Origin of the sequence: Hymenobacter sp. YIM 151500-1, from assembly GCF_025979885.1 — a bacterium.
Lineage (GTDB): Bacteria > Bacteroidota > Bacteroidia > Cytophagales > Hymenobacteraceae > Hymenobacter.
Genome location: NZ_CP110139.1, coordinates 2,019,166 through 2,044,631, shown reverse-complemented (window position 1 = coordinate 2,044,631; position 25,466 = coordinate 2,019,166). Strand labels below are relative to the sequence as shown.

Sequence of the window (25,466 nt, the reverse complement as noted above, 5' to 3'; positions counted from 1 at the left end):
CAGGAGTTAGCGCGGCAGGTACAGCGTGGCCGTACCCGGCGCGAAGTGCAGGCTGTCCACGTGGGCGGCAAACGCCTGCCCGGCAGGCCGCACGTGCATGTGCACGAAGGTGGTATGGTGCGTGAAGATGGTTTGGTGCTGGCGCGAGAAGAAGCCTAGCACTTCCACCGGCTGGTTGGCGAAGCGGCCTTGCACGGCGTACTGCTTATGGTTTTGCATGGTGTGCTCGGCGGCCGGGCGCGGCCACTCCATCACGTGCCACCGCACGGCCACGGCCCGGCCCTCCAGCCGAAACGGCAGCGCGCGGGTGGTGTCCAGGCCCAGCCGAGCGGCGTGCCGAGCCACCAGCTTTTCCAGCGCTGGGTAGCTGCGCACCGCGGCCGGCAGCGGCACGGCCTGCCAGCGCGGCACTTGGCTGGCCACCAGCAAGGCCGCCTTGCTGTGCGCCGCCGAGCGGGTAGTGGTGCGCTGATTGGCCGCCGTGCGCGTCAGCGCGCCCGCCCCATCCCATACCAGCAGCTCCCCGTGCAGGCCCTCGGCCACGCCCAGCGCGTACAGGTGGGGCCGCGGCAGCAACGAATCCAGCGCCACGGTCGCCCCTAGCTTGCCCTGCATCATGAAGGTGCGCTTGGCGCCATACACCCGCACTGCGGGCTGGGTCAGTGGCCCCATTGCCGCCGCCAAGCCCAGTACTACTAGCCCGCAGGCTCCTACTATTTGGTTCCGTCTCATCTGTCTTGGGTTCTTTTTACTGGTTCAGGTACACGGATTTGAGCTGATAGGTATTCTGCGTCACCACCCGCTCGCCTTCCTGCAAGCCGCCCTGAATGATAGTGCGCTGCTCATCGGCCGCGCCGGGCTGCACGAAGCGCAGCTTGAATGTCTCGGGCGTGGTGTGCACGAACACGGCCGGCTTGCCGTTGATGTCCGTCACGGCGGCCGTGGGCACGGCCAGCTGGGGCTTGGCGCCGCGGCTCTGCACGCGCACGTTCACGCTCTGGCCCGGCCGCAGCCCAGTGGCGCCGTCCACGGCCAGCACCAGCTGCCGGGCCTGGTTCACGGGGTTCACCACGTTGCTGAACGACACCAGCCGGGCCGGCGCCGTGGCCTCGCCCTGCAAGCCTTCCACCACGAAGCCATCGGCCGCGGCCACTTGCGCCAGGTCCGGGGCAAACACCTGGGCCTGCACGGTCAGCCGCGCGGGGTTGATGATGCGCAGCAGCTCGTCGCCGGCATTTACCTGCTGTCCGGCGGCCAGGCTGAACACGTCCACGGTGCCGCTGACGGGGGCCGTCAGGGTGATGCGCTGGCGGCTTGCCTGGTTATTCTGAATGGCGGCGTTCTGCCGGGCCTGGCGCAGGCGCAGCTCGGCGGCCACCACGTCTTTGCGGGCGGCAATATCCTCGATGCTTTTCAGGCGGGCGTAGTCCTGCTGGGCGGCGCGCAGCTCGGCCTGGGCGTTGGCTTGCTCCGTGGCCAGCCCGAGTTGCTGGGTTGCGTCCAAAGTCTGGTCGAGCACAGCCAGCACCTGCCCGGCCCGCACCGGCTGGCCCACTTGCACGCGCAGGCTCAGCAGGCGCCCCGGCTGCGGGGCCACCACGCGGCCTTCCCCGCCCGGCGCGGCCTGCACCTGCCCCAGCAGGGTGCGGCGCGTGAGCAGCGTATCCAGCCGGGCCCGCTGGGTGCGGATGTCAAATAGAAACTGGCTTTCCTTGGGCATCAGCACCTCATCGGGGGCGGCGCCCGTCGCGCCGGCCGCGGGCGTGGCGCCCCCGCCGTGGTCTTCGCCGCCGTGGGCCGCGGCCGGGCGCGGGGCGGGCAGCAGGGTGGCCAGCAGGCCCGCCAGGGCCAGCCCGCCCAGCAAGGGTTTAGCTAACGTGTTCATGCACAACAGGGGAAGAGGTACTAGAAGAAGACACCACGCGCCGCCGGCGCAGCACCAGCGCCGCCGCGGCCACACCGGCCAGAAACACGCCCGCCAGCAGCAAGGCCAGCTGCCAGGTTTTCCAGGGCGCAGCCGCCGCGGCCGGCCCCGCCGCCTGCGGCAGCAGCTCCTTGCCCACGGCCACGCCTTCCAGCAGCAGCAAATCCGCCCGCCCGTCCGGGGCCACCACCTGCACCGTCAGGCTGTAGGTCTTGGCACTCGGAAAGGTGGTTTCCACCCGGTAGTCGCCGGGGTTCTGCTCGGTGGTCTGAAAGGCCAGCTTGCCGTCTTCCGGCGCGGTCAGCGTGAGCTTGGCCCCGCGCACCGGGGCGTTGGTGGCGAAGTCGGCCAGAAATAGCCGCAGGTGGGCCGGCTCGCCGGGCTTCAAGGGCTCGTAGCGCAGCAGCACTTCAAACTGATCGGAATCGGTAAACACCGAGAAGTACTGTGCGCCGGCCGCCGCCGATGGCGCGGCGGCTCCGCCGTGGTCTTCGCCCCCGTGGGCCGCGGCCGGGCGCGTCAGGCCCAGCACCAGCCCCACGGTCAGCGGCAGCAGTAGATGTAGCAGGTAGTGTCTCATTGGCCCTGGAGGTAGTTGAGTTCGACAATGGCGCGGCGGTAGTCGCGGATGGTCGTCAGGTAGGTATTCTGGATGGTAAAGGCTTGGTTCAGGCTCTGAATCAAGATCAAATAGCTGGCCTCGCCTGCCCGGAACAGCCGCTGCGACTGGCTGATGATGGCCGTGGCCTGGGGCAGACCGGTTTGCTCGTAATAGGCCAGCGAGGCGGCAAACTTGCGCGTGTCGGCCAGGGCCTGTTCGTACTGCCCGCTCAGCTCCAGCTGCTGGGTTTGCAGCTGGGCCTGGGCGGCTTTGCTGCGGGCCGTGGCCGCCTGCAATTGCGCCCGGTAGGCCCACACCCACACCGGCACCGACACGCCAAATTGAAACCGGTAGCGCAGCGGCGAGCCTTCAAATGCTTGGTTCTGGTAGCCCAGCGTGAGGGCCGGGGCCCGCCGCGCCCGCACCAGGCTGATGCCCGATTGGCTTAGCGTCACGTTCTGCTGAGCGTAGGCCAGCGTGGGGCTGCGCGCCAGGGCGGCGCTGTCGTCGGCTGGCAGGGCTTGCAGCAGCGCAGCCCCCGTGCGCGCCAGCGCGGGGCCGGCGCGGCGCAGGTCCTCGGCCGTGGCCAAGTCGGCCGTAGGCTGGCCCAGCAGCAGCCCCAGGCGCCGCTGGGCGGCCACCCGGTCCACGCCGGCTTGCTCCAGCTGGTTGCGCACCTGCCGGGCCTCTGCTTCGGTGCTGATGCGCTGCAAGGAGGTGATTTCGCCGGCCGCGTACAGGCGGTTGGTGGCTTGCAGCAGACTCTGGTACAAGCTGTCCTGGTAACTGAGCTGCCGCAGCTGGGCCTCGCTGAACTGCAAAGCCAGATAGGCCAGGCGCACGTCGCGGCGCACGGTGGCCTGGCTCACGGCCCGGCCCCGCTCGGCCAGCGCCACGCCGGCCTGCGCTACCCGCGCCTGCCGCTGGTACACGGTCGGAAAATCAATGGTTTGCACCACGCCCGGCGCCCATCGCTCGCCCGTCGGCGCCGACCACAGCAAGTCTGGGTTGGCCGGCGCAAAGCTCCCGCGCCGGAGCGCCCGTTGCTCCTCAATTTCCTGCGCCGACTGCCGCAGCCGTGGGCTGCGCCGCAGGGCCTGCTGCTCGGCACTGTCCAGCCCCATGATGAGCCGCTGCGCCTGCGCGCCGTGGCTCACCAGCCAGCCAAATAAGCCCAGCACCACTACCAATAACCTCATATCGTAAGGGCGCGAAGCCGCAGCTCCGCGTGTCGTTACACCATCACTACCGGCCTGCCAGAGCAGGCCATTCACAGTCCACCTATAGCCCAGGGTTTCAACTCTGAGCCACAGGAGGCACCTAGCTTTTTTTCACCAGGTCCATTTCACATACCGGGCACTTGCCCGGCTTGGTGCTGCGGCTGCCTTCGCAGCCCATCGGGCACTCGTACACGGCGCTGGTGGCCTTACTCATGCCCGCGCCGCCGTGCTGCTTCAGCCAGTCGTTGAACTGCTGAATTTCTTTCTGCTGCTCCGTAATCATCTGCTGCGCCATTTTCTTCAGCTCGGCGTCGGTGCCCTGGGCTACTTCCAGCTGGGCCATATCCACGGCGCTCTGGTGATGCACAGTCATCATCATGGCAAAGTCCCGGTCCACGTCGCCACTCGGCGTCATAGGCGCCATCATGGGCTTCATGGAGGCCGTCATGGCCGCCTGAAACGGGTCCTGCGGGTTGCTGGGGTCGTAGTTTTTGGCGGCCCTATCCAGGCGCGTGGCTACGGCCTCCAGCTGCCCGATTTCCTTTTTCTGATCGGCTAGTATCTTCTCGGCCATCTGCCGCAGGGTGGCATCCTTGCCCTCTTTCAGCAGCACCTCCGCCATGTCTACCGCGCCTTGGTGATGGACCATCATGTGGTGCGCAAAGTCGTGGTCCTTGTTGCCGGCCGGCTTGAAGGCGTGCATCTGCTGCATCATCTTGGCCATAGCCCCCGTCAACGACGCCGTAGCGCCGCTGCCGGCGCCGTCAGCCGCCATATCTGCGTGCCCGGCGTGCTCATCGGTCGAAGCCGTAGTGGCTGACGCTTCGGCCGTGGCGTTGTCGGTTGGGTTTTGGTTGTTGCAAGCGCCCAGCAGCATAGCAGCCACCGCAGCGGAGAAAAGCAGGTTGAGTTTCATGAGAACGAAAGGTTTGGTTGAGGAAATGGAAAAGCGCGAAAACTGAATCAGGTGGGTAATCGGCCGGCTCCTTCTCTCCGGCTGAGGAGAGGGAGCCGGGTGGTGAGGCGCCTATGCCGCCGGCTGCACGTTCACCGTGAAGTCGCCCGTGTGAATCTTGCCGCCGTGGTTGAATTGCAGGAACACGCGGTACAGACCGGGCTTGTCGAAGGTGGTGTTGAAGCCGATGCGCGGCCCCCGGTCGGCCTGGTCGTTGGGGTGCACGTGCAGGTAGTCCTGCGTGTCTTTGCTGATGACCACCACGTGGCCCAGCGCCCCCAGGTAGTTGTCGAGGTCCGTCACCGGCTGGCCGTCTTGCTGCACGTCAATGCGCATGCCCAGCAGCTGCCCGGCCTGCACCGGCTTGTCAAATGAAAGCGTGGCCTGGTAGCCGTCCTGGCGCCACTGCATCTGGTCTTGGCTGAACTTCACCGGCGCCTTTTTTGGGCCCGTCACCGACACCTGCTGCCGGCCCAGCTGGTGGCTGCTGCCGCTGGGCGTGTAGTCCTGAAACAGCACGTAGTCGCCGCCAGTCTTGAAGGTAAAGGGCACGTCGTAGCGCCCCGCAGCCGTAAACTCCGGGTGCTCGTGGTAGAACTCCGACAAGTCCCGGCTCACGATGATGAGGTGCATTTTCTTTTCGTGCACCACCGCCAGCGGTACCGGCGCTTGCTCCTGGCCCACCACTTGGGGCAAGAAGGAGAGCGTAGCCGCCTGCCCGGCCGCCAGCTGCGCCGGCTGGGTGCTCAGGTTCATCTGGTAGGTTTTGCCGTCCCCGGCCGGCTTGTCGGTGTGCTCCAGCTTCATGCCGCACTTGGGGCAGTTGTCGCCGGCCTTGGTGCTGGTCACTTCCGGGTGCATGGGGCAGGAGTAGATGTGCCCGCCGGCGTGCTCGGTGCCGCTGGCGTCGGCGGTAGCCGTTGCCTCCGTAGGTGTAGTAGGGTTGGACGAGCAGCCAATAGCCGCCCACGTCAGCGAAGCCAGCGCCAAGGCTGGCAACAGGGTACGTTTCATCGGAAACAGGGAAAAAGAGAAGAAAAGAGAGAAAGGCTAGGCCCCGAACTGCTGCCAGAGCACGAACCCCAGCACCGCAGCCAGCAGGGCGTACAGCCCAAACCGCAAAGCCCGACGCCACGGCGAAGCCGGCGGCGGCCCATCGGGTTGACAGCAACTCTTCATTGCCAAAAGCCAGGAAGTGAAAGGAAAAGCAGCCGCCCACGGCGGTAGCACGCCGCGCAACCGGCGGCGTTGGGCTCCTTGCTTCTTTTGCGAAGCGAGGCCCAGAGTAGGGAAGTAGCGACCAGCCAGCAAGCCTAGCGAACAGGCCACACAAAAAGGTCCGGCCACACCACGGCATAGCCGGGCAGGCGCGGACCTTACAGGGCGCGAAAACCTAAATCGTGAGGGAACCGACGAAAATGCGGATGTCGGGAATCTTGGGCGGCAAGTGCTGCGGCGGCACCAGGCGCACGGCCTGCGTCGCGTCCCACGCACCAACCGAGGCAAACGTGAAGTCCTGCATGGGCGGCAGGGCTACCCACAGCGGCCCGGCTACGGCCGGCTTCTCTACGGGCGGCGTCGTCAGGCCCTTCAGCACCGCCGCCGATTTGTCTTTGCAGCACTCGTGGCTTTGCTTGGCCGGAGCCTGGTGGCCGGTGGCGGCTTTCTTGGTGTGCCCGTGGCAGCCGGGGTGCTTCGGCTTGACCGGCGCGGCCACGGCTGCCCGCTCGGCGCGGGCCCCCGGCATAATGGCCGCGCACAAACACTGCCCCACGAACACATGGAGGAAGACCACCAGCAAGGAGGCCGCCGTAACGCGCTTCGTAAGGTTGGACAGCAGAAACATCAAGCAGAGACTATCTAGCCGCAAAAATACGGGCACCGAGCAGAAAAGGTACTGCCATTTACTGCCGCCTAACAGACCCACCACCCAAACAATTCCCCCTACCGCCCAGTGAAAAACAGCCACTGGCAAACCGTTAGCCCGGTTTTTCAAGCTGCACGGCTGCTTGGCCTCTGCTTCGTTTCGTCCCGGTGCCCACAAATTATGTAAGTCGAAAACCGAATTGTGCACGCCCCGTCCAAACGCCCGATTACCCTCGGAATGTTGCAAGTCCAAACGCGAATCCTGCACATTCTTCGTGCCGGCCGTCCGGTTTATTTGTAGTGGCCATTCTAGGTTCCTTCCGGCCTGATGTTAACGCCGTTTTTCTTATGCATCATTCCGCTCATTCTTCCCCCGCCGCCCCGCCCGCTGCCAGCGGTGCCCCGGCCGGCCCCACCGAAACGGCCGTGCTCAACATCGAGGGCATGACCTGCGCTTCCTGCTCCAACTTCGTAGAGCGGGCCCTCAGCCGCACGCCCGGCGTGCAGCGGGCCACCGTCAACTTGGCCAGCGAAAAGGCCACCGTCGAATTTGTACCCGCCCAGATAGACCGCGCCGGCCTCAAAGCCGCCGTCGAACAGGCTGGCTACCAGGTACACGAGCCCGCCACGCCGGCCGCCAGCCCCCTGGCCTCCTCCGACGAGCTGGACCAGCGCAAAGCCCAGGCCTACGCCCAGCTCAAGCGCCGCTTCGGGGTGGCCGTGGTCCTGGCCGTCATCATCATGCCCCTGAGTATGCTCATGCTCTGGCCTTCCTTGATGGCGCGCGTTTCCATGCCGGTGCTGAATTACGTGCTGCTGGGCCTCACGCTGCCGGTGCTGCTCTACAGCGGCCGGGAGTTTTTCGTGTCGGCCTGGAACGGGCTCCGGCACCGCACCGCCAGCATGGACACGCTCATTGCCCTGGGCACGGGCGCCGCGTTTCTGTATAGCCTGGCTGCCACCGTGGCGCCGCACGTCTTTATGCGCCAGGGCCTCATGCCCGAGGTGTACTACGACACCACCGCCACCATTATTGCCCTGATTCTGCTGGGCAAGGTGCTGGAAAGCCGGGCCAAGCAGCGCACCTCGGCCGCCATCAAGGCCTTGATGGGCCTGCAAGCCAAAACCGCCCGCGTCATCCGCCACGGCCAGGAAGTAGATATTCCCGTGGAAGAGCTGCGCCTCGGCGACGAAGTGCTGGTGCGCCCCGGCGAAAAAGTGGCTACCGACGGCATAATCCTTGCCGGCCGCTCGGCCCTCGACGAATCCATGCTCACCGGCGAAAGCCTGCCCGTGGACAAAACGGAGGGCGACGCCGTGTTTGGCGCCACGCTCAACAAAACCGGCGCGTTCCGCTTCCGCGTCACCAAGCTGGGCGCCGACACCATGCTGGCCCAGATTGTGCGGCTGGTGGAAGAGGCCCAGGGCAGCCGGGCCCCCATCCAGCGCCTGGCCGATAAAGTGAGTGCCGTATTTGTACCCGTGGTGGTCATCATTGCCCTGGCCACGTTCGTGCTCTGGTTCAACTTTGCCCCCGAAAATACCCGTTTCTCGCTGGCCCTGGTCAACTTCGTGGCGGTGCTCATCATTGCCTGTCCCTGCGCGTTGGGCCTGGCCACGCCCACGGCCATCATGGTGGGCACGGGCAAAGGCGCCGAAAAAGGCGTGCTCATCCGCAACGCCGAAGCCCTGGAAAAAGCCTACCAGGTCAACACCGTGCTGCTCGACAAAACCGGCACCATCACCCGCGGCGAGCCGGCCGTAACAGATTTCGTACCCGCTGCCACGGCCCCTGCCGACACCCTGGCCCAGCTCGCCGCCGTCGAACGGCAGTCGGAGCACCCGCTGGCCGCCGCCGTGGTGCGCTACGCCGACGCTCAGGGCGCCGCGCGCCTCGACGCCGCCGGCTTCGCGGCGCACGAGGGCCGCGGGGCCGGGGCCACCGTCGCCGGCCAACCCGTGCTGGTTGGCAACCGCCGCCTGCTCACCGAGCACGCCATTTCCCTTCCGGCCGACCTCGAACACGCTGCCGCGCAGCTGCTGGCCCAGGCCAAAACCGTGTTGTACGTAGCTGTAGCTGGCCAGCCCGCCGCCGTGCTGGGCGTGGCCGACACCGTGCGCGACACGTCCGTGGCCGCCATTCGGCACTTGCAACAGGAGGGCATCGAGGTAGTGATGATGACCGGCGACAACGCCCAAACCGCCGCCGAAGTGGCCCGCCAGGTCGGCATCGCCCGCTACTTTGCCGAGGTGCTGCCCGCCGACAAGGCTGCCAAAGTAAAGGAGCTGCAAGCCGAAGGCCGCACGGTAGCCATGGTCGGCGACGGCATCAACGACGCGCCCGCCCTGGCGCAAGCCGACCTGGGCCTGGCCATCGGCTCGGGTACCGACGTGGCCATGGAAGCGGCCGGCATCACGCTCATGCGCTCCGACCTGCAAGGCGTCGTCACGGCCATAGCCCTGTCGCGCCAGACCATGCGCACCATCAAGCAGAACCTGTTTTTCGCCTTCGTCTATAACACGCTGGGCATTCCGGTAGCGGCCGGCCTGCTCTACCCGTTCACGGGCTGGCTGCTCTCGCCCATGCTGGCCGCCGCGGCTATGGCTCTCAGTTCGGTATCGGTGCTCACTAATTCGTTGCGTCTACGCGCGGCCAAGGTTTAATGCTCTTCGTTATGGATACTGCCCAATTGCTCGTAACCCTTGGCGGCGTGGCCCTGATGGGCTTTGTTGGCTGGTTTTTCTTTCTGGCGCCCCACCAGGTAGCGGCGGCCGTGTCGTCCAGCACCGGCGTGCAGCAGGTGGACATCACCGTGAAGGGTGGCTACTCGCCCGACGTTATCGAGGTGGAGAAGGACAAGCCCGTGCAGCTCAACTTCTACCGCGACGAGGACAACAGCTGCTCGGAAGAACTGCTGCTGCCCGATTTCAACCTGCGCCGCGAGTTGCCCCCGTTCCAAACCACGGCCGTGGAGCTGCTGCCCCGCCAAGCCGGCACTTACGAATTCACTTGCGGCATGCACATGCTGCGGGGCAAGCTGGTAGTGAAATGAGTGCTGCCCTGCCCATTCCCACCGCCGCCCTGCCCCCGGCCGCGCCGGGCACCACCCGCCTGTACATCCGCAACATGGTGTGTCCGCAGTGCCTGCGCGTGGCCCGCCGCGAGTTAGAGCAGGCCGGCCTGCACGTCGAGGCCATTGCCCTGGGGGCCGCCGACGTACGCCCCACCACCCCCGGCCAGCCGCTGCCGCCCCCCGAGCAGCTGCAAGCGGCCCTGCACGCCGTGGGCTTCGAGCTGGTGGACGACCCACGCGACCAGTTGGTGGAGCAGACCAAGGCCCTGGTAGTCGAGCTGATTCACTACACGCCCGCCGACCAGCAGCCCCTGCTCAACTACTCGCACTACCTCAGCCAGCGCCTCGGCCGCGACTACGCTTACCTCTCGCACCTATTTTCCCAGCGCGAGGGCCTGACCCTGGAGAAATACATCATCCGCCAGAAAGTAGAGCGGGCCAAAGAGCTGCTCAGCTACCAAGAGGCCACCGTGGCCGACGTGGCCCGCCAGCTCGGCTACAGCAGCGCCGCCCACCTCTCCACCCAGTTCCGCCAGGTCACCGGCCTCACGCCCACCCAGTTCCAGGCCCTCGGCCCTGGCTCTGCCGGCCGCCGCAGCCTGGACGATGTGGTGAGGTAGAGAATTGCAATGAGCAGATTAATCTGCGCCTTCACTCAACTGAGCAGAGTCAGTTACTGGTCCGGCTAGCTTAAGATGCGCCAACTCCTGGGGCGTATATGTATCTAGCATGTGCCGCCAAGCCTTGCGTGCCGTCTTCTCAAACTTTTGCTCCACCTTGGCAATAAGGTGAACTAAGAGTGCGCGGTAATTGAGGAGTTCCGCTCTATCTGGCATGTTGCGTTTAACCGATTTGATTTGAGCTTGTCTGGCATAGGTTTGCAGGTTCATGGTCAGGTAGGCTACCCCAAATTCGTTATCAGTAATGCCACGGTGAGCCAGAAACCGGTGCCGCAAATCCATTAGCCGCTCGTGAGTGGCCAGCAGGTCTGTTTGCGTACTATCGAAACAGTCTTTTTCTAGCTTGGGTAGGCCCGCCGCTGAAGCGTCTGTAAAACACTTCCCGTGCAAGGCAATAACTGTATACCACAAAGAGGCTGTTATAGTCTTGTTGTGAGTAGTGGCTAATAGCTCCTCTGTGGCATCTAGGCACAACAGCAAATCTTCTCGAATGCCATGATAGGCAAGCAGATTTTTGGCTGCATAGCCAGGTAAAGCAAAATCTACATGGTTTCCGTCATTGGCCTGCCTGATTTTTTCGAGCAAATACTCGAGGGCTGTTTCCTGATTCATAAGGACTGTTTACGTATGCTGGGCGTCTCAACCCGTTCATGGTTGAGTCAATAAACACGAGAATAGTTTCCCAGTGTTAGTGTTAACGTGTCGCCTCCAAATCTTGTAAGCTCACACCAGCAATTAGCCCAAAATAGCCCTGGCCACCTACCGTTACTAGCAGAAACCCAACCCTGTGCTTTTCTGCCCCATGAAACGACTCTTCCACCTTCCCCTCCTGGCTTCCTTGCTACTGCTAAGCCTGCTTGGTGCGTCTTGCAAAAAAGACCACGGTTCCATGAACATGGACAGTCCCTACATGAAAATCATGATGGACATGATGACCCAGATGGACGCCCAGCCGAAAACCCAGGACCCCGACCACGACTTTGCCGCTCAAATGGTGCTGCACCACGACGCCGCCATCAAAATGGCCCAGGAAGAGCTACGAAGCGGCACTAATCAAGAGATGAAAACCACCGCGCAGAGCATCATCACCAAGCAGCAAGCCGAAATCACCCAGTTCAACAGCTTCCTGAGCGGCCACCAGGCTCAGCAGCCGGCCGTGCCGGCTTTCAACCAGGCCCAGAAAACCAACATGGACAAGATGATGCAAGCCAGTGAGGCCCGTAACCTGCGCAACCAAGCCGACTACGACTTTGCCCAGCTCATGGTAGACCACCACCAAGCCGCCATCGACAATTCTCAGGCATTACTGCAATACGGCCGCAACACCACTACCCGCACCATGGCCCAGGCTATCATTGACGACCAGCGCCAGGAAATCGCCGCCTTACAAGACTGGCTGGCCCGCAACCGCTAAGGCCGGTGTTTACGCACGAAAAAGGCAGCTCCGTAAGAGCTGCCTTTTTGCTATTAGCAAGCGGTGGTAGCCAAGTAAGCTACCAATCAGCTTATTTCATGGAAGTGTTCACCGTGCTTTCGTTGCCTGTTTTCCGCCTCATTTTATGCATCGCCGCCGGCCTGCTATTGGTCGGTTGCCGGTCATCCGCTATAGTCCCTATGTTTTCAGCCGCCGCCTGGTCCCATCCCTTGCGGCCGGCACTGCGCGTCGACACGGCAACGGCCGACACTGCCCATGAGCCCCCCACTCCGCCGAGACGGGTAAAAACGCAAGTGCGGCCTCCGGTCGCGGGCACGCCGGACCTCGCGCCCAGGAAGCAAGAGTTGGCGAGCGAGCCTCGCAGGTATGCAACAGCAACCACCGGGGACACCGCGAGCAGCAGCACCCAGCCAGTGGCTCCGCGCAAGCCGCGCCAGCAATCCTCGCCCAAGTTCTTAAGCGCCCAAACGCTGGTGCATTACAGCCTGCACTTTGTGTTCCCGGTCGTGTTGGCGCTGGTATTTTTTTCCGTGATGTGGCAGACCGCTTACCTTATTATGCTGGCCACAATGCTTATTGACCTGGACCACCTGCTGGCCAAACCCATCTTCGACCCGCTACGCTGTAGCGTGGGATATCACCCACTGCACTCTTTTTACGCCATCCCGGTGTATATGGCGCTGCTTCTGCTGCCAGCAACGCGAATTGTTGCCGTGGGCCTGCTGTTCCACTTGGTCACGGACACGGTAGACTGCCTGTGGAACTTCAGCCACTGCCGCGAGTGCTACCTCAACTCCCGTCTGTATGCTTTGCGCAACCGGGTGCGAAAGCTACTAGGCCGTGAGGCGGTCGAGTAGATAGAGGCAAAAGCAAGTGTTGAATGGAAGGCTCCGGCAGTCATACCTTTTCCAATGCAGTAGGGACAAAGCCATTGGAAGCCGATGAGCACCGCCTGGCTACCCGGCCCCCAGCATCTTGCCCGCCGACAACTGCACTTGGTTTGCCAGCCTGGGCCTGACTCAGTAGGAGCAGGATAGGCTACTGAATAAGAGTTGCAAGAGTGGCTGCTGGTGCACAAGAAGTACTGAATTGGCTGGTAGCTTTACCACCACCGACAAAGGCAGCCCCATCGGCTGCCTTTGCGTTTGCTTATGAAAGTATCCGGTTTGCTGCGGCGCGGGTTTGGCCCCGCCCTCTACGTCCTCGTTCCCCTCACGCTCTACCTCACAGGCTGGCACACCGAAGTGCTGGGCTGCGCCCAGCAGGCACTACTGGCCACCGGGCTGTTTCAGCCGCAGCTGGCCCCTGCCTCCACGCAACCACAGGCCGACTACAGCTTGCCCCTGCGCACCCTCGATGGCCGCCTGACCACACTGGCCGAACTGCGCGGCCAGCCCATCCTGCTCAACCTCTGGGCCACTTGGTGCCCGCCCTGCGTGGCCGAAATGCCCGGCCTGCAACGCCTGCACGACAAGTTACGGGGCCAGAAAATAGCGTTGGTTCTGTTATCGATGGACGAAAATCCCGAGAAAGCCCGCCGCTTCGCGGTCCGCCGCGGCTTCACTATGCCCATCTACACCCTGGCCGGCGACGTGCCCGCCGTGTTCAACACCGAATCTATTCCCACCACATATATCATTTCACCCACTGGCACTATTGTGGCCCGCCACGAGGGCATGGCTAACTACAACAGTCCGGAAATGCTACAGTTTCTGCAACAACTGGCCCGTTAGTCAATGCAGCACCTAACAACGAAAAGGGCACCTAGCATGTAGGCGCCCTTTTCGTTGCTTTCTAGCGCCTAAATTTTGGTGCGCGGCCGTTTCTTCTCGCGTCGCACCCCTTTAAATGGCTTGCCGTCCTCTTTCACATCCATGAAGCGGCCCGAATCGGCGTCGCGCTTCACGTACTGCTGGGTAGTCGGATTGTAGGTCTGGGACCGTTTACGCACGGCCCCTTTGCGGGCATTGTCGCCAGTAGGTGGGTTCTTGGCCATGATGCAGGCAGCGTTAAAGTGAGCTACAATGAAGCCGCGTCCCCGCGCTCCACGATGTCCCGTACCTCGGCCGCCGTGCGACCATCGGGACCTTTCAGGTCCGCGTCTGGGTCCACGGCCACCGACGACACGGCCGCCGCCACCGACCCGGCCAGCACCAGGTAGCCACCCAGCGTTACGATGGCCGCCGGCAGCGCCACCGGCGCCGTGGCAATGATGCCGCCTACCGTTGCCAGGGCCGCCCCGATGGTGCGCACCTTGCGAAAGAACCGAGGTGTGGGCAGCGTCACTCGGTCCAGAACCGTTAGTTTCTTGTCCATAGTTGAAAAAGGGTTTAGTGAAAAACGAGCCGCCACCCGGCGGCCCGGATATGCTAGGCCCCCGCGGAGCCATTGTATTGTTCCAAGCGGGCCAGAATCCGGTCGGCCCACCGGTTGCGCTCCACCTGCTCCTTGTAGGCGTCCGACAGATTGCGCGTGCGTTCCTCCACCAGCGCCATCGTCTTGTCGATGTGGCCCAGCCGCTCGGTGAGCTTGAGCACTAGCTCGGTCATCTGCTGGCGCAGGGCCTCGCGCTGCTCCAGGCTTTCGGTGCGCAGCCGCTCGATGTCCAGCCGCATTTCGTCGCGCAGCTTCGCTTCCCGCGCTACCGCCGACACGTGGTACTCGTCCACCCGCAACGTCAGCGCCTCCGACTTCTGCTCGTTCGTCCGGCAGGTGGCCTTCAGCTCCTCGACGGCTCGCCAGTTCTTCACGAAGTAGAGCAGCACGGCCACCGCCCCGCCCACCACCGACGTTACCACGCCCCAATTGTCCAGCACCGGATTAGCCACGGCCCGGCCCTCCTTTCTGCGCGGTCAGCAGCTCGAAGTGGGGCCGGTCTTTGAACGCGGCCCAATCCCCGCCCCACACCACCCGCGTATCGGCCGCCTTCATCAACCGCGCAAACTTGCTCAGTAAGAGCCCCGACCACGACACCGACCTATCCGCCAGCAGAAAGGCTACGTCCAGCGCCGGGGTAGGAGAGAGGTTATGCTTGGACTCACCACCCCGCTTGTAGGTCACAATAATGCCTGGCCGGGTACGCCCCTGCGCGTACAACTCGTTCTGGCGCTCCACCGAGCGAAAGCACTCCGTCACTATCGGCCGCCCCACTAGCCGCAACGTAGGGTCCGATAGCCAACGCCGCAATGCCTCATCATAAGCCGCCGCCAGCGCCGGAACCGCCTGTGCCAACCGCACGGCTTGTACCGCCGCCTGCTTCGGCGTCAGCTCCGGCGGCAATCTTGAAGGTGAGAGAGTGGAGCGAAACATATTTTAGTTTGATGTAAGTTAATGCGGTAAAGTTGCAATAATTTACATAAATATGTAAGAAATATTTGCTCAGGATTATTCATTATAGAGTGAATAGCTGTTATCTTAGATTGTATTTTTTTGGGCACATCCCTTCGGGTCGGGCTGTCCGCCACTCCGCTTCGCTGCGGCCCTGCGGGCAGCCTCCTGCGTCGGCTTGGCTCCCATCCCTCGTATGATTGCAGTGCCGTATTTTATCGGTGCTACCGGCAAGGAAGGCGGGGTCACCACCCATCCTTAAGCACGCGGCGGGCCCGCCGTGATGCTGGGCGCTAGAGACTGTGCCCCGCCTTCTGTTTTCGCCTGAAGACTGTACAGTATAGAGGGAGCCCCGACGTGGCGGCATCCCGCATGTCACGAGGAAAGCTGCGGTGAAAACCCGGCGGGTAGCGGTTGTTTCACCTTTTATTCCGTGCGTATGGCCGCCTCTTCCCCACCCGTGTTGCTCAAGTATGTCGTCGGCATCGACATTGCCAAGGCCACGTTTGCCGCCTGCCTGGGCAGCATCGACACCACCCAACGCCTGCGTCTGGGCAAAGTGGCTGTGTTTGCCAACGATGCCGCCGGCTTCGAGGCGCTGCAACGCTGGGTGGCCTCGGGGCAAACGGTGCCCGCCTGTCCGCTCTGGTACGTGGTCGAAGCCACGGGCGTGTACTACGAAGAATTGGCCTACTACCTGAGCGCCCGCCAGCAGGCCTTAAGCGTACTGTTGCCCAACAAAGTCAAGCACTTTGCCCGTAGCACCGAGCAGAAAAGCAAAACCGACGCGTTGGATGCGCGCCTGCTCTGCCGCCTGGGGCTGGAGCGCCAGCTACCGGCCTGGCAGCCGCTCACCCCGGCCATGCGGCAGCTTCGCTCGCTCAGCCGCGAGCGGGCCGCCTTGCGCACGCAGGCCGCGCAGACCAAAACCCGCGCCCATGCCTACGCCCATAGCTACGAGCCCGATCCGCTGGCCCTGACCCGCTTGCAGCAGCGGCAGGCGCTGTTCGAGGAGCAGATGCAGGCCATTGACGAACAGACGGCGCAAGTGGTGGCGGCCACCCCGGAGTTAGCCCGCAAGCTGGCCCAGCTCACGAGTGTACCGGGTATTGCCCTGCTGACGGCCGTGACCATCGTGGCCGAAACCAGCGGCTTCGCCCTGGTCGAGAATGAGCGGCAGTTAGCGTCGTATGCCGGCTTGGACGTAGTGCAGCGGCAAAGCGGCAACCTGGCCCGCCCGACGGCCATCTCCAAACGTGGCAACGCTCGCTTGCGCACGGCCCTCTACCTGCCGGCCGTGAGCAGCCTGCGCTACAACGAGCAGCAAAAAGCGTTTTACGCCCGGCTGCGGGCCCGCTCTCCCAATGGCAAGGTGGGCGTAGTGGCCGTGATGCGCAAACTGCTGCTGCTGACGTATTCGCTCTGGAAAAACGACCAGTCGTATGACCCGGCGTATCATCCGGCGACGGCACCAGCCCAAAAAGTAGCCCCAACGCCCGAAGGAGCTGAGGCTACGCAGGATGTACCCACAGGCACTCCTTTGGAAGCCTTAAGCTAAAAATAATCCGCCCATCGGGTTGCTTTCCATCACAGTATCTTGCGCATTTCTCCCGCTGCTGTTCGTCTCTGGTGATGCTAACCGCCCAACGCCGCTTGCCCAAGCCCTGAAAAAGGGCCCCGGCAGTCGGCTACCGCCCCCACGCAGGCCGCCGGGCCGCGCCCCAAAAAGCGCCGCCCGTCGTCCCGCTCACCACTCGTTCCACGCTCCGGCCCAGCACCGCTACCCTCCCGCAAAACCCACCGCGCCGGTGCCCGGCCTCCGCTACCGAGGCCCCGCCCGGCCCGCTTCCCTCCGTGCCCTCCGCCCACGCTGCGCTCCGCTCATTCGTCGCTCCGCTGCTCTGCGCTCCTCATTCGCTATGCTTGCAGGGCTCCGGTTGCTCCGGTCAGCCGGCCTCCGCCTGCCCGCCGCCCGACTCTGCCGCTGCTGCCGACCGCCCCACGCTCCGGCCCGCTGCCTTGCCTCCCCACTAGCTCACCGCACGGCAGCCAGCCTCTGCTACCGAAAACCCACGCCCCGGCCCGCCTCTCGTTGGTCGGCCAGCCTCTGCCTGCCACCCCGACTGACTCTGACGCCAGCCCACCGCACGGCCCAGGCCGCCAATTCGCAAGGTCAGCGGCTCCTTGGGTCGCCACCTCCCAAGCGGGCTGCCTGGCCTTTGCCTACGCGCCCATCGGTGGTTCCGACAATAAGGTGCCGCTCCGCGGCCGGTTTCATTGGGGGCACCCCAAACCCCAGCGTCCATGCCCTGGCTGACGCCCGGTCATCTGCCTCGGGTTCCGCCGCCTTCCGTTGGTCGGCCGCTACACCCTTGTATGATTGCAATGCCTTAAGTTGAGAGGTAGCCAGAAAAGGAAACGGAGACACCCTACTCCCCAAAGGCGGGGCCTTGGCGCTGACCTTGTTTGTGAGAAAACGTGCCCGTTTCCCGTTTTTGCCCGAAGACTGCACAGTATGGAGGGAGCCCGCCCCGGCAGTGGCATCCCGCATTTGCACAAGGAAAGTTGCGGTAAAAACCTGTCTGGTCGCGTTGTTTCACCCTTTTTTCTTTATTTATGGCCTCGCCTGCTGCTGCCGCCCCGCTCAAATACGTCGTGGGCATTGACATTGCCAAAGACACGTTCGTGGCCTGCTTCGGCCGCATCGAGGCCAGCCAGCAGTTGCGCTTCGGCAAAGAAGCCACCTTCGACAACACGCTGGCCGGCTTTACCGCCTTGCTGGCGTGGACGGGCCAGCAGCGGACGGCTGCCGCCCCGCTCTGGTTCGTGGTCGAGGCCACGGGCGTGTATTACGAGGAGCTGGCCTATTTTCTGGCCGATAACACCCAGGCGCTGAGCGTGCTGTTGCCCAACAAAGTCAAGCACTTCGCCCACAGTACTGAGCAAAAAAGCAAGACCGACCAGCTCGACGCCCGCTTGCTCTGCCGCCTGGGCCTGGAACGGGTCTTGCCCGCTTGGCAGCCGCCCACGCCCGCCCTGCGCCAGCTGCGGGTCCTGGCCCGCGAACGGCAGAGCCTGACGCAGCAGGCGGCCAAACTCAAGCTGCAGCGCCACGCCTACCAGCACAGCTACCGGCCCGACGCCCGCACCCTGGCACGCCTGGCCGACCACTTGCAGCTGCTGGCGCGCCAGGTCCGCGCCGTCGACCAGGACCTGAAGGCCCTGCTGGAAACCGAGCCGGACCTGGCCCGCAGGCTGGCGCATGTGACCAGCATCCCCGGCATGGGCCTGACGTCGGCCATCCTCGTAGTGGCCGAAACCAACGGCTTCGCCCTCATCGAGAACGAGCGGCAGCTTGCCTCCTACGCCGGCCTGGACGTGGTGCAGCACCAAAGCGGGCTGGCGGCGCGGGCCGCCCGCATTTCCCGGCGGGGCAACGTGCGCCTGCGCACGGCTCTTTACCTACCCGCCCTGAGCAGCCTGCGCTGCAATCCCCAGCAGAAGGCCTTCTATACCCAGTTGCGGGCCCGCCAGCCCAACGGCAAGCCGGGCGTGATTGCCGTTATGCGCAAGCTCTTGCTGCTCTGTTATTCGCTCTGGACGAATGACCGGCCCTACGACCCGCAGTATCGCCTGGCCCCGCCCGCTGAAAAAGAAGTAGCCCCGGCTACCGAAGCAGTCGAGGCTACGCAGGATGAACCCCAAAAGGTTCTCCTTCAGGACACCCAAAGATAAAAAAGCGCCCCGGATTTTTTGCTTTCCATCACAGTATCTCATAAGGTGCCCTTCGGGCCGGTCTATTGGGGGTGCTCAGGCCGCCCCCCAAGCCCCCCAGCCGAGGCTTTTAGCGGTTGGTCAGGTCGGCCGCGCCGTTCCAGCAGCCGGTGCCGCGCATTTTCAGGCCTCAGTTAGTACCTCAGCTGCCACCGTCCGGGACGGCGGTGCTGGCCACCACCCCCAGGCGCAGCGGTGCAGGCCTCACAGTTCCAGGCCACCGGCTGGCCCGGCGGGCGGGGCGTGTAGCAGCCACTCGCAGCGGCGGCCCAGCCGGGCGGCGGCGCGGGCGGCGCTCAGCGTGCCCCGGCTTTGCCCGTCCCACAGCACCAGTACAAGGTCGGCCCGGCGCACTATTTCCGCATTGCGCACATGAGGCGCGCCGGCACCGTGGGCAGCGTAGTCGGGCCGCAGTTCCAGCAGCGGCACCCCGTTGGCTCGCGCCCAGCTGGCCGCTAGTTGGTCGGCTCCCGCCGCGCCCCCGCTTATCACCAGCGCCGGCCGCAGGTGCGCTAGGTAGCAAGCTAGGCGCTTAGCCGTAGGGCCACCCTGCACGCTCCGGCTACCTACTACCGCCACTGCCAGTCCACTCTCTGTGGTTGCCTCTTTTTGTACATTATCCATACAGAAAGATAGTAATTATTTTCTTAATTCTGTAAATTATTATTTACTGTTTTCTTTGCTTTTAATTACAGTTTTCCGTATAATTGTATAGAAAGTCGGGGGAGAGGCCCCCGGCGTCCGCGCACAGGCAGGCAGGGCCCGGCCCGCCAGGAGCGCACCCCACCGGCTAACATCTACAGCCATGCTACCCACTCAGTTGCTTCAGCTTGCCGCCGCCGTTTGGCAGGGCCCTGCTTTCTGCCCGTTCCAGGGCATCTACGTCTCGCAGTCTGCCGCCACCTATGACCAGGGCATCGGCCCGCGCTGGTACGTCAGCTTCTCGCTGGCCGAGCGCCCGGCCAGCCAGCCTGCCGGGGGCTTCGCCGGCTCCGGCCGCAACCCGTTCGAGGCCCTGAAATCTGCTTTTCGCGCCTTGCGCGCCGTGGCTCCCGCCTACGCTTTTGTAGCCGTTTGCGAGGTTGTGAAAGCCGAGGACGAATACGCCGGGGTGTCCGCCCATGTATAGCGCCGTATTGGCTGCTCCCGCCGCATCGGTGGGGGCGGCTCCGGCGCCCACCGTGCGCCAGCAGCTAGCTCGCACCCAGGCCGTGCTGCACGATGCCCGCCAGGCACTCTACGGTCTGCGTGACGAGTACCCGCGCCAGCCCGCCCGCTTCGCTCGCATCCGCGCCGCCATCATCCGCCACCAGCAGGCCCGCGCCGCCTACAAAGCCGCGGCTGAGGCTTTCCACGCCAGCCCGGAAGGGACGCAGCTACAACGCTTCCGCCAGCAGTATGCCCGCTGGTAATGCTCCGCAGGCAGGCCGTTGGCATACGGCCTGCCTGTACGCCGGCAACCTGGGCTGGGCCGTGGTGCGCGACGTGGCCCAACCCGGCACTACGCCCGGAGGCCCCGGCCACTATCAGCAGGAGGCTGCCCCCGGCGCCTACGCCACCCACGAGCAGGCCCAGGCCGCCGCCGATGCGCTGAACGCCGCCCCGCCGCCCGTCATCCGCCTACGCCCGGCCGACTGCTACGGATTGCTGCCCACCCCGGCCGACGATTACCATCCCCACCCCTGGGACCTCAAATAACCAACCACCGGCCTGCGCCCCGCCCGGCGCGGGCCCTTACTGCCCGCATCATGCCCGCAACCGCTACGACATACCAACCCCACCTGCTCGACCCGCACAGCGCCGAGCCTCAACCCATCCGTCCCCGCAACGGCCACAGCTTTAAGCTGGCCGAGCTGTACGAACTGCTCGACTGCCAAACGGTGGACGTGGTGCGCCTTTCCAAAGACCTCATTCTGATAATCGACGACGAAGGCAAATTCCGTAACCCGGCTTACCTGAATCTGCTGGCTACTTATCTGTGGTACCAGTACCAACCCGACGCCCGCGGCGTGGACAGCATTGTGGGCCGCGTCATTCTCTGCCACGACAAGCAATTCCGCTAAGCCATGCAGGCCCCCACGTTCCGCGCCTGGGTGCGGCCCTGCCCGCGCTTCGGCTTTGTCTGGCAGCTGCGCCAGCCTTTCTACTCGACCACTGCTAACGGCGAGCGGCCCACCAGGGCCGCCGCCATGCGTGAAGCCATCCGCGACGCCCGCCACTTCCAGACCTGCCACGCCGAGCCGGAGGAAGGCGGCGAGGTTTTCCACGAGCCACCGCCCCCCTGGGCGCCCGAGGGCTACTATGATGACACCGATTATTAACGGCTACCGGGGGCCGGGCCGCTAACCGGCCCCCAATCATTTCTCACCATCAACCCCTTACCCGCAATGGCAAAACAATCCGCCACCGCCCAAACTGCAACCGCCACGCCCGCCGCTCCGGCCGCCGAACTGGCCCCCGTCGCCACCCCCAGCCGGGCCTACCTCACGGCCGCTGTAGACGAAGAATCCGGCGAGGTCGTAGAAACCAGCCGCTTCCGCTACCTACCCGGTCACCCGCGCCAAATCCGCTTCGACGCCAAAGCCGGCCAGTTCAACATCAACGGCACCACGCCGCTGGGCAGCTCATTAAGTTTCATTCCGCTGGCCTGGCGCATCTTCCAGGACGACATCCTGAACATGGGCCGCAAGCTCTGGGCTGAGTTGTTCTACGCCGACGAAAAGGGCGCTATCTGCGCCGTATTGTTCCACGGCTACAGCGTCGAGAACCTGTACCGTCTCATCGAACCGCTGTTTTATGATGATTTGACGCTGGCCGATGTGGTAGTGAAAGTGCAGGCCAGTAAGAAGGAAACAACCAAAGAGGGCAAGAAGGCCACCTACTACATTGCCGAATTCAGCTACGAGGTAGCTGACCCGGCCGAGGTGCAGGCCCGCCGCGAGTTTGCCCAGGACTTTCCTATCTGGCGCGAGGAAACCCACACCGGCGCGGCCGATGTGCGCATCCAGCACGGCTACCAGAATCCGAAGGCCGAAGTTGCCCAACTCCCCGAGGCCGCCGAGCTGGCCACCACCGCCGAAGCCGAGTAGTTCATCGGCCCCCTGCCCGGCAGGGTAGGGGGCCACCTACGCCTTTCCCGTATGCCTACCTCTCTGGAAGTACCGCAGCTGGTGGTGCACCTGCCCGCCCGCGACGAAGCCGAGGCCGCCCGCCTCACCCAACTGGCCCAACTCATCGAGGCCGCTGAGCCCTTACCCGACCTACGCGACCTGGCCCCAGCCGTGCGCGGCCTGTTCCCGCCCCCGGCCTACGAAGTCGGTTGCGGCGGCGCCCACATCTGGCTCCACCGCCACGGCGAGTCTCAGCGCCTGGCCTTCATCAGCTGAATGCTGACCTTTTACCATTTAACGCCCAGCCCCATGTTTTCCAACCTGCAAGCTCACCCCGGCCTGACCCAGGCCCAGCACCGCGCCCTGCCCCACGTCAGCAACACCGACCTGAGTACCCTCAAAGCCGAATTGCTGGGCCAGCTCCGCACCCCCAACCCACAGGCCCTGACCTTCGGCGCTTCCTTCCACGAGGCCGTGCTGGAGCCTCACCAGTACGCCGCTCCCCAATTGCCCCCGGCTCAGCTGCGCCTGCTCGACGGCCTGGCCGCCGCCGTGCGCCGCCACCGCTACTGCCGCGACCTACTCTACCGCGGCACCCCCGAGTTGACGCACACGGCCACCCACCAGGAAACTGGCCTGACCGTCAAAATCCGCCCCGACCTGCTGCTGACCACGCCCCGCCTCGGTCGCCGGGTGCTCGTAGACTTCAAAACTACCAGCTGCCAGGACTATGCCCGCTTCGTCGCCACCGTCGAGCAGTACGATTACGACCGCCAGGCCGCTTTCTACTCCGACGTGCTGGGTGCTGACCGCTTCCTGATTGTAGGGGTGCAGAAGAAGACCCCGCATGAAATCTGGCTGGTCGAGTTATCCGCCGACGCCGACACGATGGCCCAGGGCCGCAAGAAGTATCTGCGCTTACTGACCGCATTGGTTCAACAGCGCGAAGGCGCTTTAGCAGCTTGATAGAATTGTGTAGATAAAACCAACACAACTGAAACAGAAAACCCGGACCAATTCGGCCGGGGTTTTCTGTTTCTAAAGAAAAGGCAAACGGCGTTACGCCATCCTAAAACCTATATTTCCGGTTCTTGCCCCACAGTAAATGTGTGAGTAAGCCGCGCCCCGGAGGCCGCTACCGCCGTCATCGTCACCACCTGCCCCGGCATGACGGGCGACAGAGACAAGGTAATGGCGTTGTTGAGGGCCAGATTTGGGTATTGATACGAGCCGGGCACGTCAAACGACAAATCGTAGCCCATATCCGTCGGCACCGGCGAGGCCACCTGCAAGGTGATGTTGTCATAAGGCGCCGAGTACGAATGCGTGAAGCTGGTCAAGGTCAGCGCCGGGGCGGCAGGCACCAGCGGGCCAGGACCAAGCGGGGAAGCCTGGGGGGTAAGTACTTCGCCGAACACGGCTTCCAATGCCAGCACCACCCCGCCGTTACCGTCCGGCGTGGGGTTGAACAGCTGCACCTCCTCGCCGGGGGTGCTTTCCCCCAGCAGCGTCGCTAGCTGCCCGCCCAGGTCGCCTGTCCGCACGCTGTGCGCTAACAGCGTTTCCGTGCTGATGTCCACGCCGTACAGCTGGTTGATTCTATTCAGGCGGTTGCGGGCGTCCAGCGCCCCGGCCGCCGCAGTTATCAACTGCTGCGCCGCCTTGCGGATGCGCCCGTCAAACCGGGCCCGCAGCCGCAGCGCATCCTTCGTGCGCTTATCGGCCTGTTTCTGATACTCCGTCCTCTTTGCCATGATGCGAACAGTTGAAGTGAAAAAATCCAATCGAAAATGCCAGTTAGCGGGCCCAGGCTTCTCCTAGCCTCCTCCTAGCTTTCTACTAGGCTGCTCCCAGGTGCCCGGCGACCCCACCATCCGGCCCGAATGCAAAAAAGCCGCTCCGGTCCTGAGCGGACCGAAGCGGCTTTCATTGCCTACGTTAGGCTACCTGAGCGGCCAAAGTAGTCGAGGCGTCCGAGCCATCGGCGCGGTAGGCGAAGGCGTAGGCTACTAGGTCGGCGGCCTGCGCGCCCGTCAGCGCGTCGTCGTCCAGCTCCACCGAGCCATCAGCGCGGCTCACGTCCTCGTCGGCCTGCGACACCACGCGGCCGGTCTGCTTGTTCACCAGCACGGCCTTCACCCGGTCCGTTTCCAGGGCCGTGTTGCCGTTCGAGTTGTCGGCGAAGCTCACCGTCACCTTGCCAGCCACCGCGTCCAGCACGGCCGACACGCCCGACAGCGGCTCTACCGAACCGCCCGACAGCACCAGCTTCAGGTAATCTACCGAGGCCACGTTCTGCGCGTCCGACTGGGTGTTGACGAAGTTTTGCTGCACGAAACGGTTGTAGGCCGACTTGCCGCCCTGCGGCTTCAAACCCAGCTGGGCCGCTCCCGCGAACTTGCGAAACAGGTCGGCCAGCAGCTTGAAGCGGCTGCGCGTGTTCTGTTGCGCGGGCGTGTTGCTGCCGTTGCTGGCAATTTTCTGGCGCAGCTGGTTGTTGCCGGCTCCACCCGAGAAGGTGATGTTGCCGATGCTGCCTTTGATGTTGCCCAACGGGCTGTAAATGCGTGCCATCGTTAAAAAAGTTGAAGTGAGAGAAAAGATGTTGCTGCCTGTTTGCGCGCATCACCTACCAGGAGCAGCCACCCCAGCAGGCTAATTTTTCTTGTTTGGTATAGGCCCGCCACACCGCCGGCCGTACCGGCGCAGCGTTGCCGCATTTCCACAGTCCCCAGTGCCGGAGTTGGGCGAGCTGTTGCAGCAGAGCCCAGCGCGGCGTAGTATGCCCTGGCTCGTAAGCCCAGGCCCAGCCCCGAACCACCGCCGAGCTGTCTACCCGTAGCCATTTCCGGCCGGTACCGCCCTCCACCGCTACCCGCAGCCCGGCCAGAGTGCGCCCGTACACATCGGCCGCGCCCCGGTTCACTTCCAGCAGCCGGCCCCGCAGCAGCCGCGCTACCGAATCAGCTGCCTGTTGGCCGAAAGGCTGGCCCAGCTCTGGTGCGTCCACGCCCAGCAGCCGCACCCGCACCAGCCCAGCTGGGAGCAGCACCTCGTAAGTATCTCCATCCAGCACCCGGCGCACCGCCCCGTATTCTGGCCCCGTACCTCTCCGGGCTGCTGCCACCGGCTTCGGTGGGACAGACATCAGCTTGCGAAGGGTTGAGGCCCGTACTTGTCCCGATGCCAGGTGCGTGACCAGAATCCACGATGCCACAATGATGAGAGCCTTCATGCTCACAAATATGTAGAATTTTACAGAATAATGTATGAAATGACAGTTTACTGTAGTGTTCGTGCTGTTGCGTCCGAGGCTGCTATATTGCTACCATGCTCTTTCGATGTTTCGCGGTGCTGCTGCTATGCTGCTCGACGACACCGCCATCCGCAACGATAACTGCCGCAGAGGCTGCTAAACGGCCCGGTGAATATGTCCATGTCCGTGCCCTCGTGGCCCGCGTCTATACCACGAAAGCCGGTTACACTTTCCTGAATCTTGA

At 63.9% G+C, this 25,466-nt stretch carries 33 protein-coding genes; 16 read left to right on the top strand and 17 right to left on the bottom strand.

The genetic code is table 11. The features are described 5' to 3' along the window. Positions 1–6 precede the first annotated feature (6 nt). From OIS53_RS08530 to OIS53_RS08495, 8 genes are all read right to left on the bottom strand, one after another. Positions 7–732 carry a hypothetical protein gene (locus tag OIS53_RS08530; protein ID WP_264681975.1) on the bottom strand — a complete coding sequence of 242 codons (726 nt, stop codon included), beginning with the start codon at positions 730–732 and terminating at the stop codon, positions 7–9. Positions 733–748: 16 nt separating this feature from the next. Next, positions 749–1,885, bottom strand: a complete 1,137-nt coding sequence (locus OIS53_RS08525) for an efflux RND transporter periplasmic adaptor subunit (protein WP_264681974.1) — start codon at positions 1,883–1,885, stop codon at positions 749–751. Then, positions 1,869–2,504, bottom strand: coding sequence for a hypothetical protein (locus tag OIS53_RS08520; RefSeq protein ID WP_264681973.1), 636 nt, complete (start codon positions 2,502–2,504; stop codon positions 1,869–1,871). Before OIS53_RS08520 ends, OIS53_RS08525 begins: the two co-directional genes overlap by 17 nt. After that, positions 2,501–3,724, bottom strand: coding sequence for a TolC family protein (locus OIS53_RS08515; protein WP_264681972.1), 1,224 nt, complete (start codon positions 3,722–3,724; stop codon positions 2,501–2,503). The genes OIS53_RS08520 and OIS53_RS08515 overlap by 4 nt, the downstream gene beginning before the upstream one ends. A gap of 121 nt (positions 3,725–3,845) precedes the next feature. After that, positions 3,846–4,661: a DUF305 domain-containing protein gene (locus tag OIS53_RS08510; protein WP_264681971.1), complete on the bottom strand. Its 816-nt coding sequence runs from the start codon at positions 4,659–4,661 to the stop codon at positions 3,846–3,848. Between the two features lie 111 nt (positions 4,662–4,772). After that, positions 4,773–5,714, bottom strand: coding sequence for a heavy metal-binding domain-containing protein (locus tag OIS53_RS08505; protein WP_264681970.1), 942 nt, complete (start codon positions 5,712–5,714; stop codon positions 4,773–4,775). 36 nt (positions 5,715–5,750) lie between these two features. Then, positions 5,751–5,879 carry a hypothetical protein gene (locus tag OIS53_RS08500; RefSeq protein WP_264681969.1) on the bottom strand — a complete coding sequence of 43 codons (129 nt, stop codon included), beginning with the start codon at positions 5,877–5,879 and terminating at the stop codon, positions 5,751–5,753. A gap of 214 nt (positions 5,880–6,093) precedes the next feature. After that, entirely contained in the window at positions 6,094–6,546 is a 453-nt protein-coding gene (locus OIS53_RS08495; RefSeq protein WP_264681968.1) for a hypothetical protein, read from the bottom strand. 368 nt (positions 6,547–6,914) lie between these two features. Here OIS53_RS08495 and OIS53_RS08490 point away from each other — a divergent pair, with 368 nt between their 5' ends. From OIS53_RS08490 to OIS53_RS08480, 3 genes are read left to right on the top strand one after another with little or no spacing between them, the layout of a single operon-like run. Further along, positions 6,915–9,230 (top strand): heavy metal translocating P-type ATPase, encoded by a 2,316-nt coding sequence (locus tag OIS53_RS08490; RefSeq protein ID WP_264681967.1) that lies wholly within the window; start codon positions 6,915–6,917, stop codon positions 9,228–9,230. Between the two features lie 11 nt (positions 9,231–9,241). After that, positions 9,242–9,619 carry a cupredoxin domain-containing protein gene (locus tag OIS53_RS08485; protein WP_264681966.1) on the top strand — a complete coding sequence of 126 codons (378 nt, stop codon included), beginning with the start codon at positions 9,242–9,244 and terminating at the stop codon, positions 9,617–9,619. Then, positions 9,616–10,260 carry a helix-turn-helix domain-containing protein gene (locus OIS53_RS08480; RefSeq protein WP_264681965.1) on the top strand — a complete coding sequence of 215 codons (645 nt, stop codon included), beginning with the start codon at positions 9,616–9,618 and terminating at the stop codon, positions 10,258–10,260. Before OIS53_RS08485 ends, OIS53_RS08480 begins: the two co-directional genes overlap by 4 nt. A gap of 18 nt (positions 10,261–10,278) precedes the next feature. Here the strand turns inward: OIS53_RS08480 and OIS53_RS08475 are convergent, their stop codons facing one another. Continuing rightward, the gene (locus OIS53_RS08475) at positions 10,279–10,932 is read right to left on the bottom strand and encodes a hypothetical protein (protein ID WP_264681964.1); all 654 of its coding nucleotides are present in this window, start codon (positions 10,930–10,932) and stop codon (positions 10,279–10,281) included. Between the two features lie 190 nt (positions 10,933–11,122). Here OIS53_RS08475 and OIS53_RS08470 point away from each other — a divergent pair, with 190 nt between their 5' ends. The 3 genes from OIS53_RS08470 (at position 11,123) to OIS53_RS08460 (ending at position 13,488) form a co-directional block, all read left to right on the top strand. After that, entirely contained in the window at positions 11,123–11,734 is a 612-nt protein-coding gene (locus OIS53_RS08470; protein ID WP_264681963.1) for a DUF305 domain-containing protein, read from the top strand. A 98-nt stretch (positions 11,735–11,832) separates the two neighbouring features. Further along, positions 11,833–12,612, top strand: a complete 780-nt coding sequence (locus OIS53_RS08465) for a DUF6122 family protein (RefSeq protein ID WP_264681962.1) — start codon at positions 11,833–11,835, stop codon at positions 12,610–12,612. Positions 12,613–12,906: 294 nt separating this feature from the next. Further along, positions 12,907–13,488 carry a TlpA family protein disulfide reductase gene (locus tag OIS53_RS08460; protein WP_264681961.1) on the top strand — a complete coding sequence of 194 codons (582 nt, stop codon included), beginning with the start codon at positions 12,907–12,909 and terminating at the stop codon, positions 13,486–13,488. Positions 13,489–13,556: 68 nt separating this feature from the next. On the opposite strand, the gene OIS53_RS08455 is transcribed toward OIS53_RS08460, so the two are convergent. From OIS53_RS08455 to OIS53_RS08440, 4 genes are read right to left on the bottom strand one after another with little or no spacing between them, the layout of a single operon-like run. After that, positions 13,557–13,751 (bottom strand): hypothetical protein, encoded by a 195-nt coding sequence (locus OIS53_RS08455; protein ID WP_264681960.1) that lies wholly within the window; start codon positions 13,749–13,751, stop codon positions 13,557–13,559. A gap of 23 nt (positions 13,752–13,774) precedes the next feature. Beyond that, positions 13,775–14,071, bottom strand: a complete 297-nt coding sequence (locus OIS53_RS08450) for a hypothetical protein (RefSeq protein WP_264681959.1) — start codon at positions 14,069–14,071, stop codon at positions 13,775–13,777. Positions 14,072–14,124: 53 nt separating this feature from the next. Next, positions 14,125–14,571: a hypothetical protein gene (locus tag OIS53_RS08445; protein WP_264681958.1), complete on the bottom strand. Its 447-nt coding sequence runs from the start codon at positions 14,569–14,571 to the stop codon at positions 14,125–14,127. A 4-nt stretch (positions 14,572–14,575) separates the two neighbouring features. Beyond that, complete coding sequence (locus tag OIS53_RS08440; RefSeq protein ID WP_264681957.1) at positions 14,576–15,064, bottom strand: M15 family metallopeptidase; 489 nt, start codon at positions 15,062–15,064, stop codon at positions 14,576–14,578. 457 nt (positions 15,065–15,521) lie between these two features. On the opposite strand from OIS53_RS08440, the gene OIS53_RS08435 reads away from it, so the two are divergent. Together OIS53_RS08435 and OIS53_RS08430 are read left to right on the top strand one after the other, a co-directional pair. Further along, complete coding sequence (locus tag OIS53_RS08435; protein ID WP_264681956.1) at positions 15,522–16,640, top strand: IS110 family RNA-guided transposase; 1,119 nt, start codon at positions 15,522–15,524, stop codon at positions 16,638–16,640. Positions 16,641–17,698: 1,058 nt separating this feature from the next. Then, the gene (locus tag OIS53_RS08430; RefSeq protein WP_264681955.1) at positions 17,699–18,817 is read left to right on the top strand and encodes an IS110 family RNA-guided transposase; all 1,119 of its coding nucleotides are present in this window, start codon (positions 17,699–17,701) and stop codon (positions 18,815–18,817) included. A 243-nt stretch (positions 18,818–19,060) separates the two neighbouring features. Here OIS53_RS08430 and OIS53_RS08425 read toward each other — a convergent pair whose 3' ends face one another. Further along, positions 19,061–19,480: an SLOG family protein gene (locus tag OIS53_RS08425; protein ID WP_264681954.1), complete on the bottom strand. Its 420-nt coding sequence runs from the start codon at positions 19,478–19,480 to the stop codon at positions 19,061–19,063. A 181-nt stretch (positions 19,481–19,661) separates the two neighbouring features. Here OIS53_RS08425 and OIS53_RS08420 point away from each other — a divergent pair, with 181 nt between their 5' ends. The 8 genes from OIS53_RS08420 (at position 19,662) to OIS53_RS08385 (ending at position 22,932) form a co-directional block, all read left to right on the top strand. Further along, positions 19,662–19,985: a hypothetical protein gene (locus OIS53_RS08420; RefSeq protein WP_264681953.1), complete on the top strand. Its 324-nt coding sequence runs from the start codon at positions 19,662–19,664 to the stop codon at positions 19,983–19,985. Continuing rightward, positions 19,978–20,268, top strand: coding sequence for a hypothetical protein (locus OIS53_RS08415; protein WP_264681952.1), 291 nt, complete (start codon positions 19,978–19,980; stop codon positions 20,266–20,268). The genes OIS53_RS08420 and OIS53_RS08415 overlap by 8 nt, the downstream gene beginning before the upstream one ends. Beyond that, positions 20,255–20,554, top strand: a complete 300-nt coding sequence (locus tag OIS53_RS08410) for a hypothetical protein (protein ID WP_264681951.1) — start codon at positions 20,255–20,257, stop codon at positions 20,552–20,554. The genes OIS53_RS08415 and OIS53_RS08410 overlap by 14 nt, the downstream gene beginning before the upstream one ends. Before the next feature lie 50 nt (positions 20,555–20,604). Then, the gene (locus OIS53_RS08405; RefSeq protein ID WP_264681950.1) at positions 20,605–20,919 is read left to right on the top strand and encodes a DUF3846 domain-containing protein; all 315 of its coding nucleotides are present in this window, start codon (positions 20,605–20,607) and stop codon (positions 20,917–20,919) included. A gap of 3 nt (positions 20,920–20,922) precedes the next feature. Further along, positions 20,923–21,177, top strand: coding sequence for a hypothetical protein (locus OIS53_RS08400; RefSeq protein ID WP_264681949.1), 255 nt, complete (start codon positions 20,923–20,925; stop codon positions 21,175–21,177). 66 nt (positions 21,178–21,243) lie between these two features. After that, a complete protein-coding gene (locus tag OIS53_RS08395) occupies positions 21,244–21,945 on the top strand; it encodes a hypothetical protein (protein WP_264681948.1) in 702 nt (233 codons plus the stop codon). Between the two features lie 51 nt (positions 21,946–21,996). Beyond that, entirely contained in the window at positions 21,997–22,242 is a 246-nt protein-coding gene (locus tag OIS53_RS08390) for a hypothetical protein (protein WP_264681947.1), read from the top strand. 33 nt (positions 22,243–22,275) lie between these two features. Continuing rightward, positions 22,276–22,932, top strand: coding sequence for a PD-(D/E)XK nuclease-like domain-containing protein (locus OIS53_RS08385; protein ID WP_264681946.1), 657 nt, complete (start codon positions 22,276–22,278; stop codon positions 22,930–22,932). 110 nt (positions 22,933–23,042) lie between these two features. On the opposite strand, the gene OIS53_RS08380 is transcribed toward OIS53_RS08385, so the two are convergent. From OIS53_RS08380 to OIS53_RS08370, 3 genes are all read right to left on the bottom strand, one after another. Continuing rightward, positions 23,043–23,720 (bottom strand): hypothetical protein, encoded by a 678-nt coding sequence (locus tag OIS53_RS08380; RefSeq protein ID WP_264681945.1) that lies wholly within the window; start codon positions 23,718–23,720, stop codon positions 23,043–23,045. A 184-nt stretch (positions 23,721–23,904) separates the two neighbouring features. Further along, on the bottom strand, positions 23,905–24,540 hold the full coding sequence (locus tag OIS53_RS08375; protein ID WP_264681944.1) for a DUF6266 family protein: 636 nt from the start codon (positions 24,538–24,540) through the stop codon (positions 23,905–23,907). 55 nt (positions 24,541–24,595) lie between these two features. Continuing rightward, a complete protein-coding gene (locus tag OIS53_RS08370; protein WP_264681943.1) occupies positions 24,596–25,114 on the bottom strand; it encodes a thermonuclease family protein in 519 nt (172 codons plus the stop codon). Positions 25,115–25,466: the final 352 nt, after the last annotated feature.

Coding starts and splice junctions, on each gene's coding strand:
- OIS53_RS08435 (WP_264681956.1), top strand. CDS start 15,522: ATGGCCGCCTCTTCCCCACCCGTGTTGCTCAAGTATGTCGTCGGCATC.
- OIS53_RS08525 (WP_264681974.1), bottom strand. CDS start 1,885: ATGAACACGTTAGCTAAACCCTTGCTGGGCGGGCTGGCCCTGGCGGGC.
- OIS53_RS08405 (WP_264681950.1), top strand. CDS start 20,605: ATGCCCGCAACCGCTACGACATACCAACCCCACCTGCTCGACCCGCAC.
- OIS53_RS08500 (WP_264681969.1), bottom strand. CDS start 5,879: ATGAAGAGTTGCTGTCAACCCGATGGGCCGCCGCCGGCTTCGCCGTGG.
- OIS53_RS08415 (WP_264681952.1), top strand. CDS start 19,978: ATGTATAGCGCCGTATTGGCTGCTCCCGCCGCATCGGTGGGGGCGGCT.
- OIS53_RS08520 (WP_264681973.1), bottom strand. CDS start 2,504: ATGAGACACTACCTGCTACATCTACTGCTGCCGCTGACCGTGGGGCTG.
- OIS53_RS08410 (WP_264681951.1), top strand. CDS start 20,255: ATGCCCGCTGGTAATGCTCCGCAGGCAGGCCGTTGGCATACGGCCTGC.
- OIS53_RS08515 (WP_264681972.1), bottom strand. CDS start 3,724: ATGAGGTTATTGGTAGTGGTGCTGGGCTTATTTGGCTGGCTGGTGAGC.
- OIS53_RS08505 (WP_264681970.1), bottom strand. CDS start 5,714: ATGAAACGTACCCTGTTGCCAGCCTTGGCGCTGGCTTCGCTGACGTGG.
- OIS53_RS08455 (WP_264681960.1), bottom strand. CDS start 13,751: ATGGCCAAGAACCCACCTACTGGCGACAATGCCCGCAAAGGGGCCGTG.
- OIS53_RS08440 (WP_264681957.1), bottom strand. CDS start 15,064: ATGTTTCGCTCCACTCTCTCACCTTCAAGATTGCCGCCGGAGCTGACG.
- OIS53_RS08475 (WP_264681964.1), bottom strand. CDS start 10,932: ATGAATCAGGAAACAGCCCTCGAGTATTTGCTCGAAAAAATCAGGCAG.
- OIS53_RS08425 (WP_264681954.1), bottom strand. CDS start 19,480: ATGGATAATGTACAAAAAGAGGCAACCACAGAGAGTGGACTGGCAGTG.
- OIS53_RS08430 (WP_264681955.1), top strand. CDS start 17,699: ATGGCCTCGCCTGCTGCTGCCGCCCCGCTCAAATACGTCGTGGGCATT.
- OIS53_RS08395 (WP_264681948.1), top strand. CDS start 21,244: ATGGCAAAACAATCCGCCACCGCCCAAACTGCAACCGCCACGCCCGCC.
- OIS53_RS08480 (WP_264681965.1), top strand. CDS start 9,616: ATGAGTGCTGCCCTGCCCATTCCCACCGCCGCCCTGCCCCCGGCCGCG.
- OIS53_RS08375 (WP_264681944.1), bottom strand. CDS start 24,540: ATGGCACGCATTTACAGCCCGTTGGGCAACATCAAAGGCAGCATCGGC.
- OIS53_RS08510 (WP_264681971.1), bottom strand. CDS start 4,661: ATGAAACTCAACCTGCTTTTCTCCGCTGCGGTGGCTGCTATGCTGCTG.
- OIS53_RS08495 (WP_264681968.1), bottom strand. CDS start 6,546: ATGTTTCTGCTGTCCAACCTTACGAAGCGCGTTACGGCGGCCTCCTTG.
- OIS53_RS08485 (WP_264681966.1), top strand. CDS start 9,242: ATGGATACTGCCCAATTGCTCGTAACCCTTGGCGGCGTGGCCCTGATG.
- OIS53_RS08400 (WP_264681949.1), top strand. CDS start 20,923: ATGCAGGCCCCCACGTTCCGCGCCTGGGTGCGGCCCTGCCCGCGCTTC.
- OIS53_RS08465 (WP_264681962.1), top strand. CDS start 11,833: ATGGAAGTGTTCACCGTGCTTTCGTTGCCTGTTTTCCGCCTCATTTTA.
- OIS53_RS08490 (WP_264681967.1), top strand. CDS start 6,915: ATGCATCATTCCGCTCATTCTTCCCCCGCCGCCCCGCCCGCTGCCAGC.
- OIS53_RS08470 (WP_264681963.1), top strand. CDS start 11,123: ATGAAACGACTCTTCCACCTTCCCCTCCTGGCTTCCTTGCTACTGCTA.
- OIS53_RS08370 (WP_264681943.1), bottom strand. CDS start 25,114: ATGTCTGTCCCACCGAAGCCGGTGGCAGCAGCCCGGAGAGGTACGGGG.
- OIS53_RS08385 (WP_264681946.1), top strand. CDS start 22,276: ATGTTTTCCAACCTGCAAGCTCACCCCGGCCTGACCCAGGCCCAGCAC.
- OIS53_RS08530 (WP_264681975.1), bottom strand. CDS start 732: ATGAGACGGAACCAAATAGTAGGAGCCTGCGGGCTAGTAGTACTGGGC.
- OIS53_RS08390 (WP_264681947.1), top strand. CDS start 21,997: ATGCCTACCTCTCTGGAAGTACCGCAGCTGGTGGTGCACCTGCCCGCC.
- OIS53_RS08380 (WP_264681945.1), bottom strand. CDS start 23,720: ATGGCAAAGAGGACGGAGTATCAGAAACAGGCCGATAAGCGCACGAAG.
- OIS53_RS08420 (WP_264681953.1), top strand. CDS start 19,662: ATGCTACCCACTCAGTTGCTTCAGCTTGCCGCCGCCGTTTGGCAGGGC.
- OIS53_RS08450 (WP_264681959.1), bottom strand. CDS start 14,071: ATGGACAAGAAACTAACGGTTCTGGACCGAGTGACGCTGCCCACACCT.
- OIS53_RS08460 (WP_264681961.1), top strand. CDS start 12,907: ATGAAAGTATCCGGTTTGCTGCGGCGCGGGTTTGGCCCCGCCCTCTAC.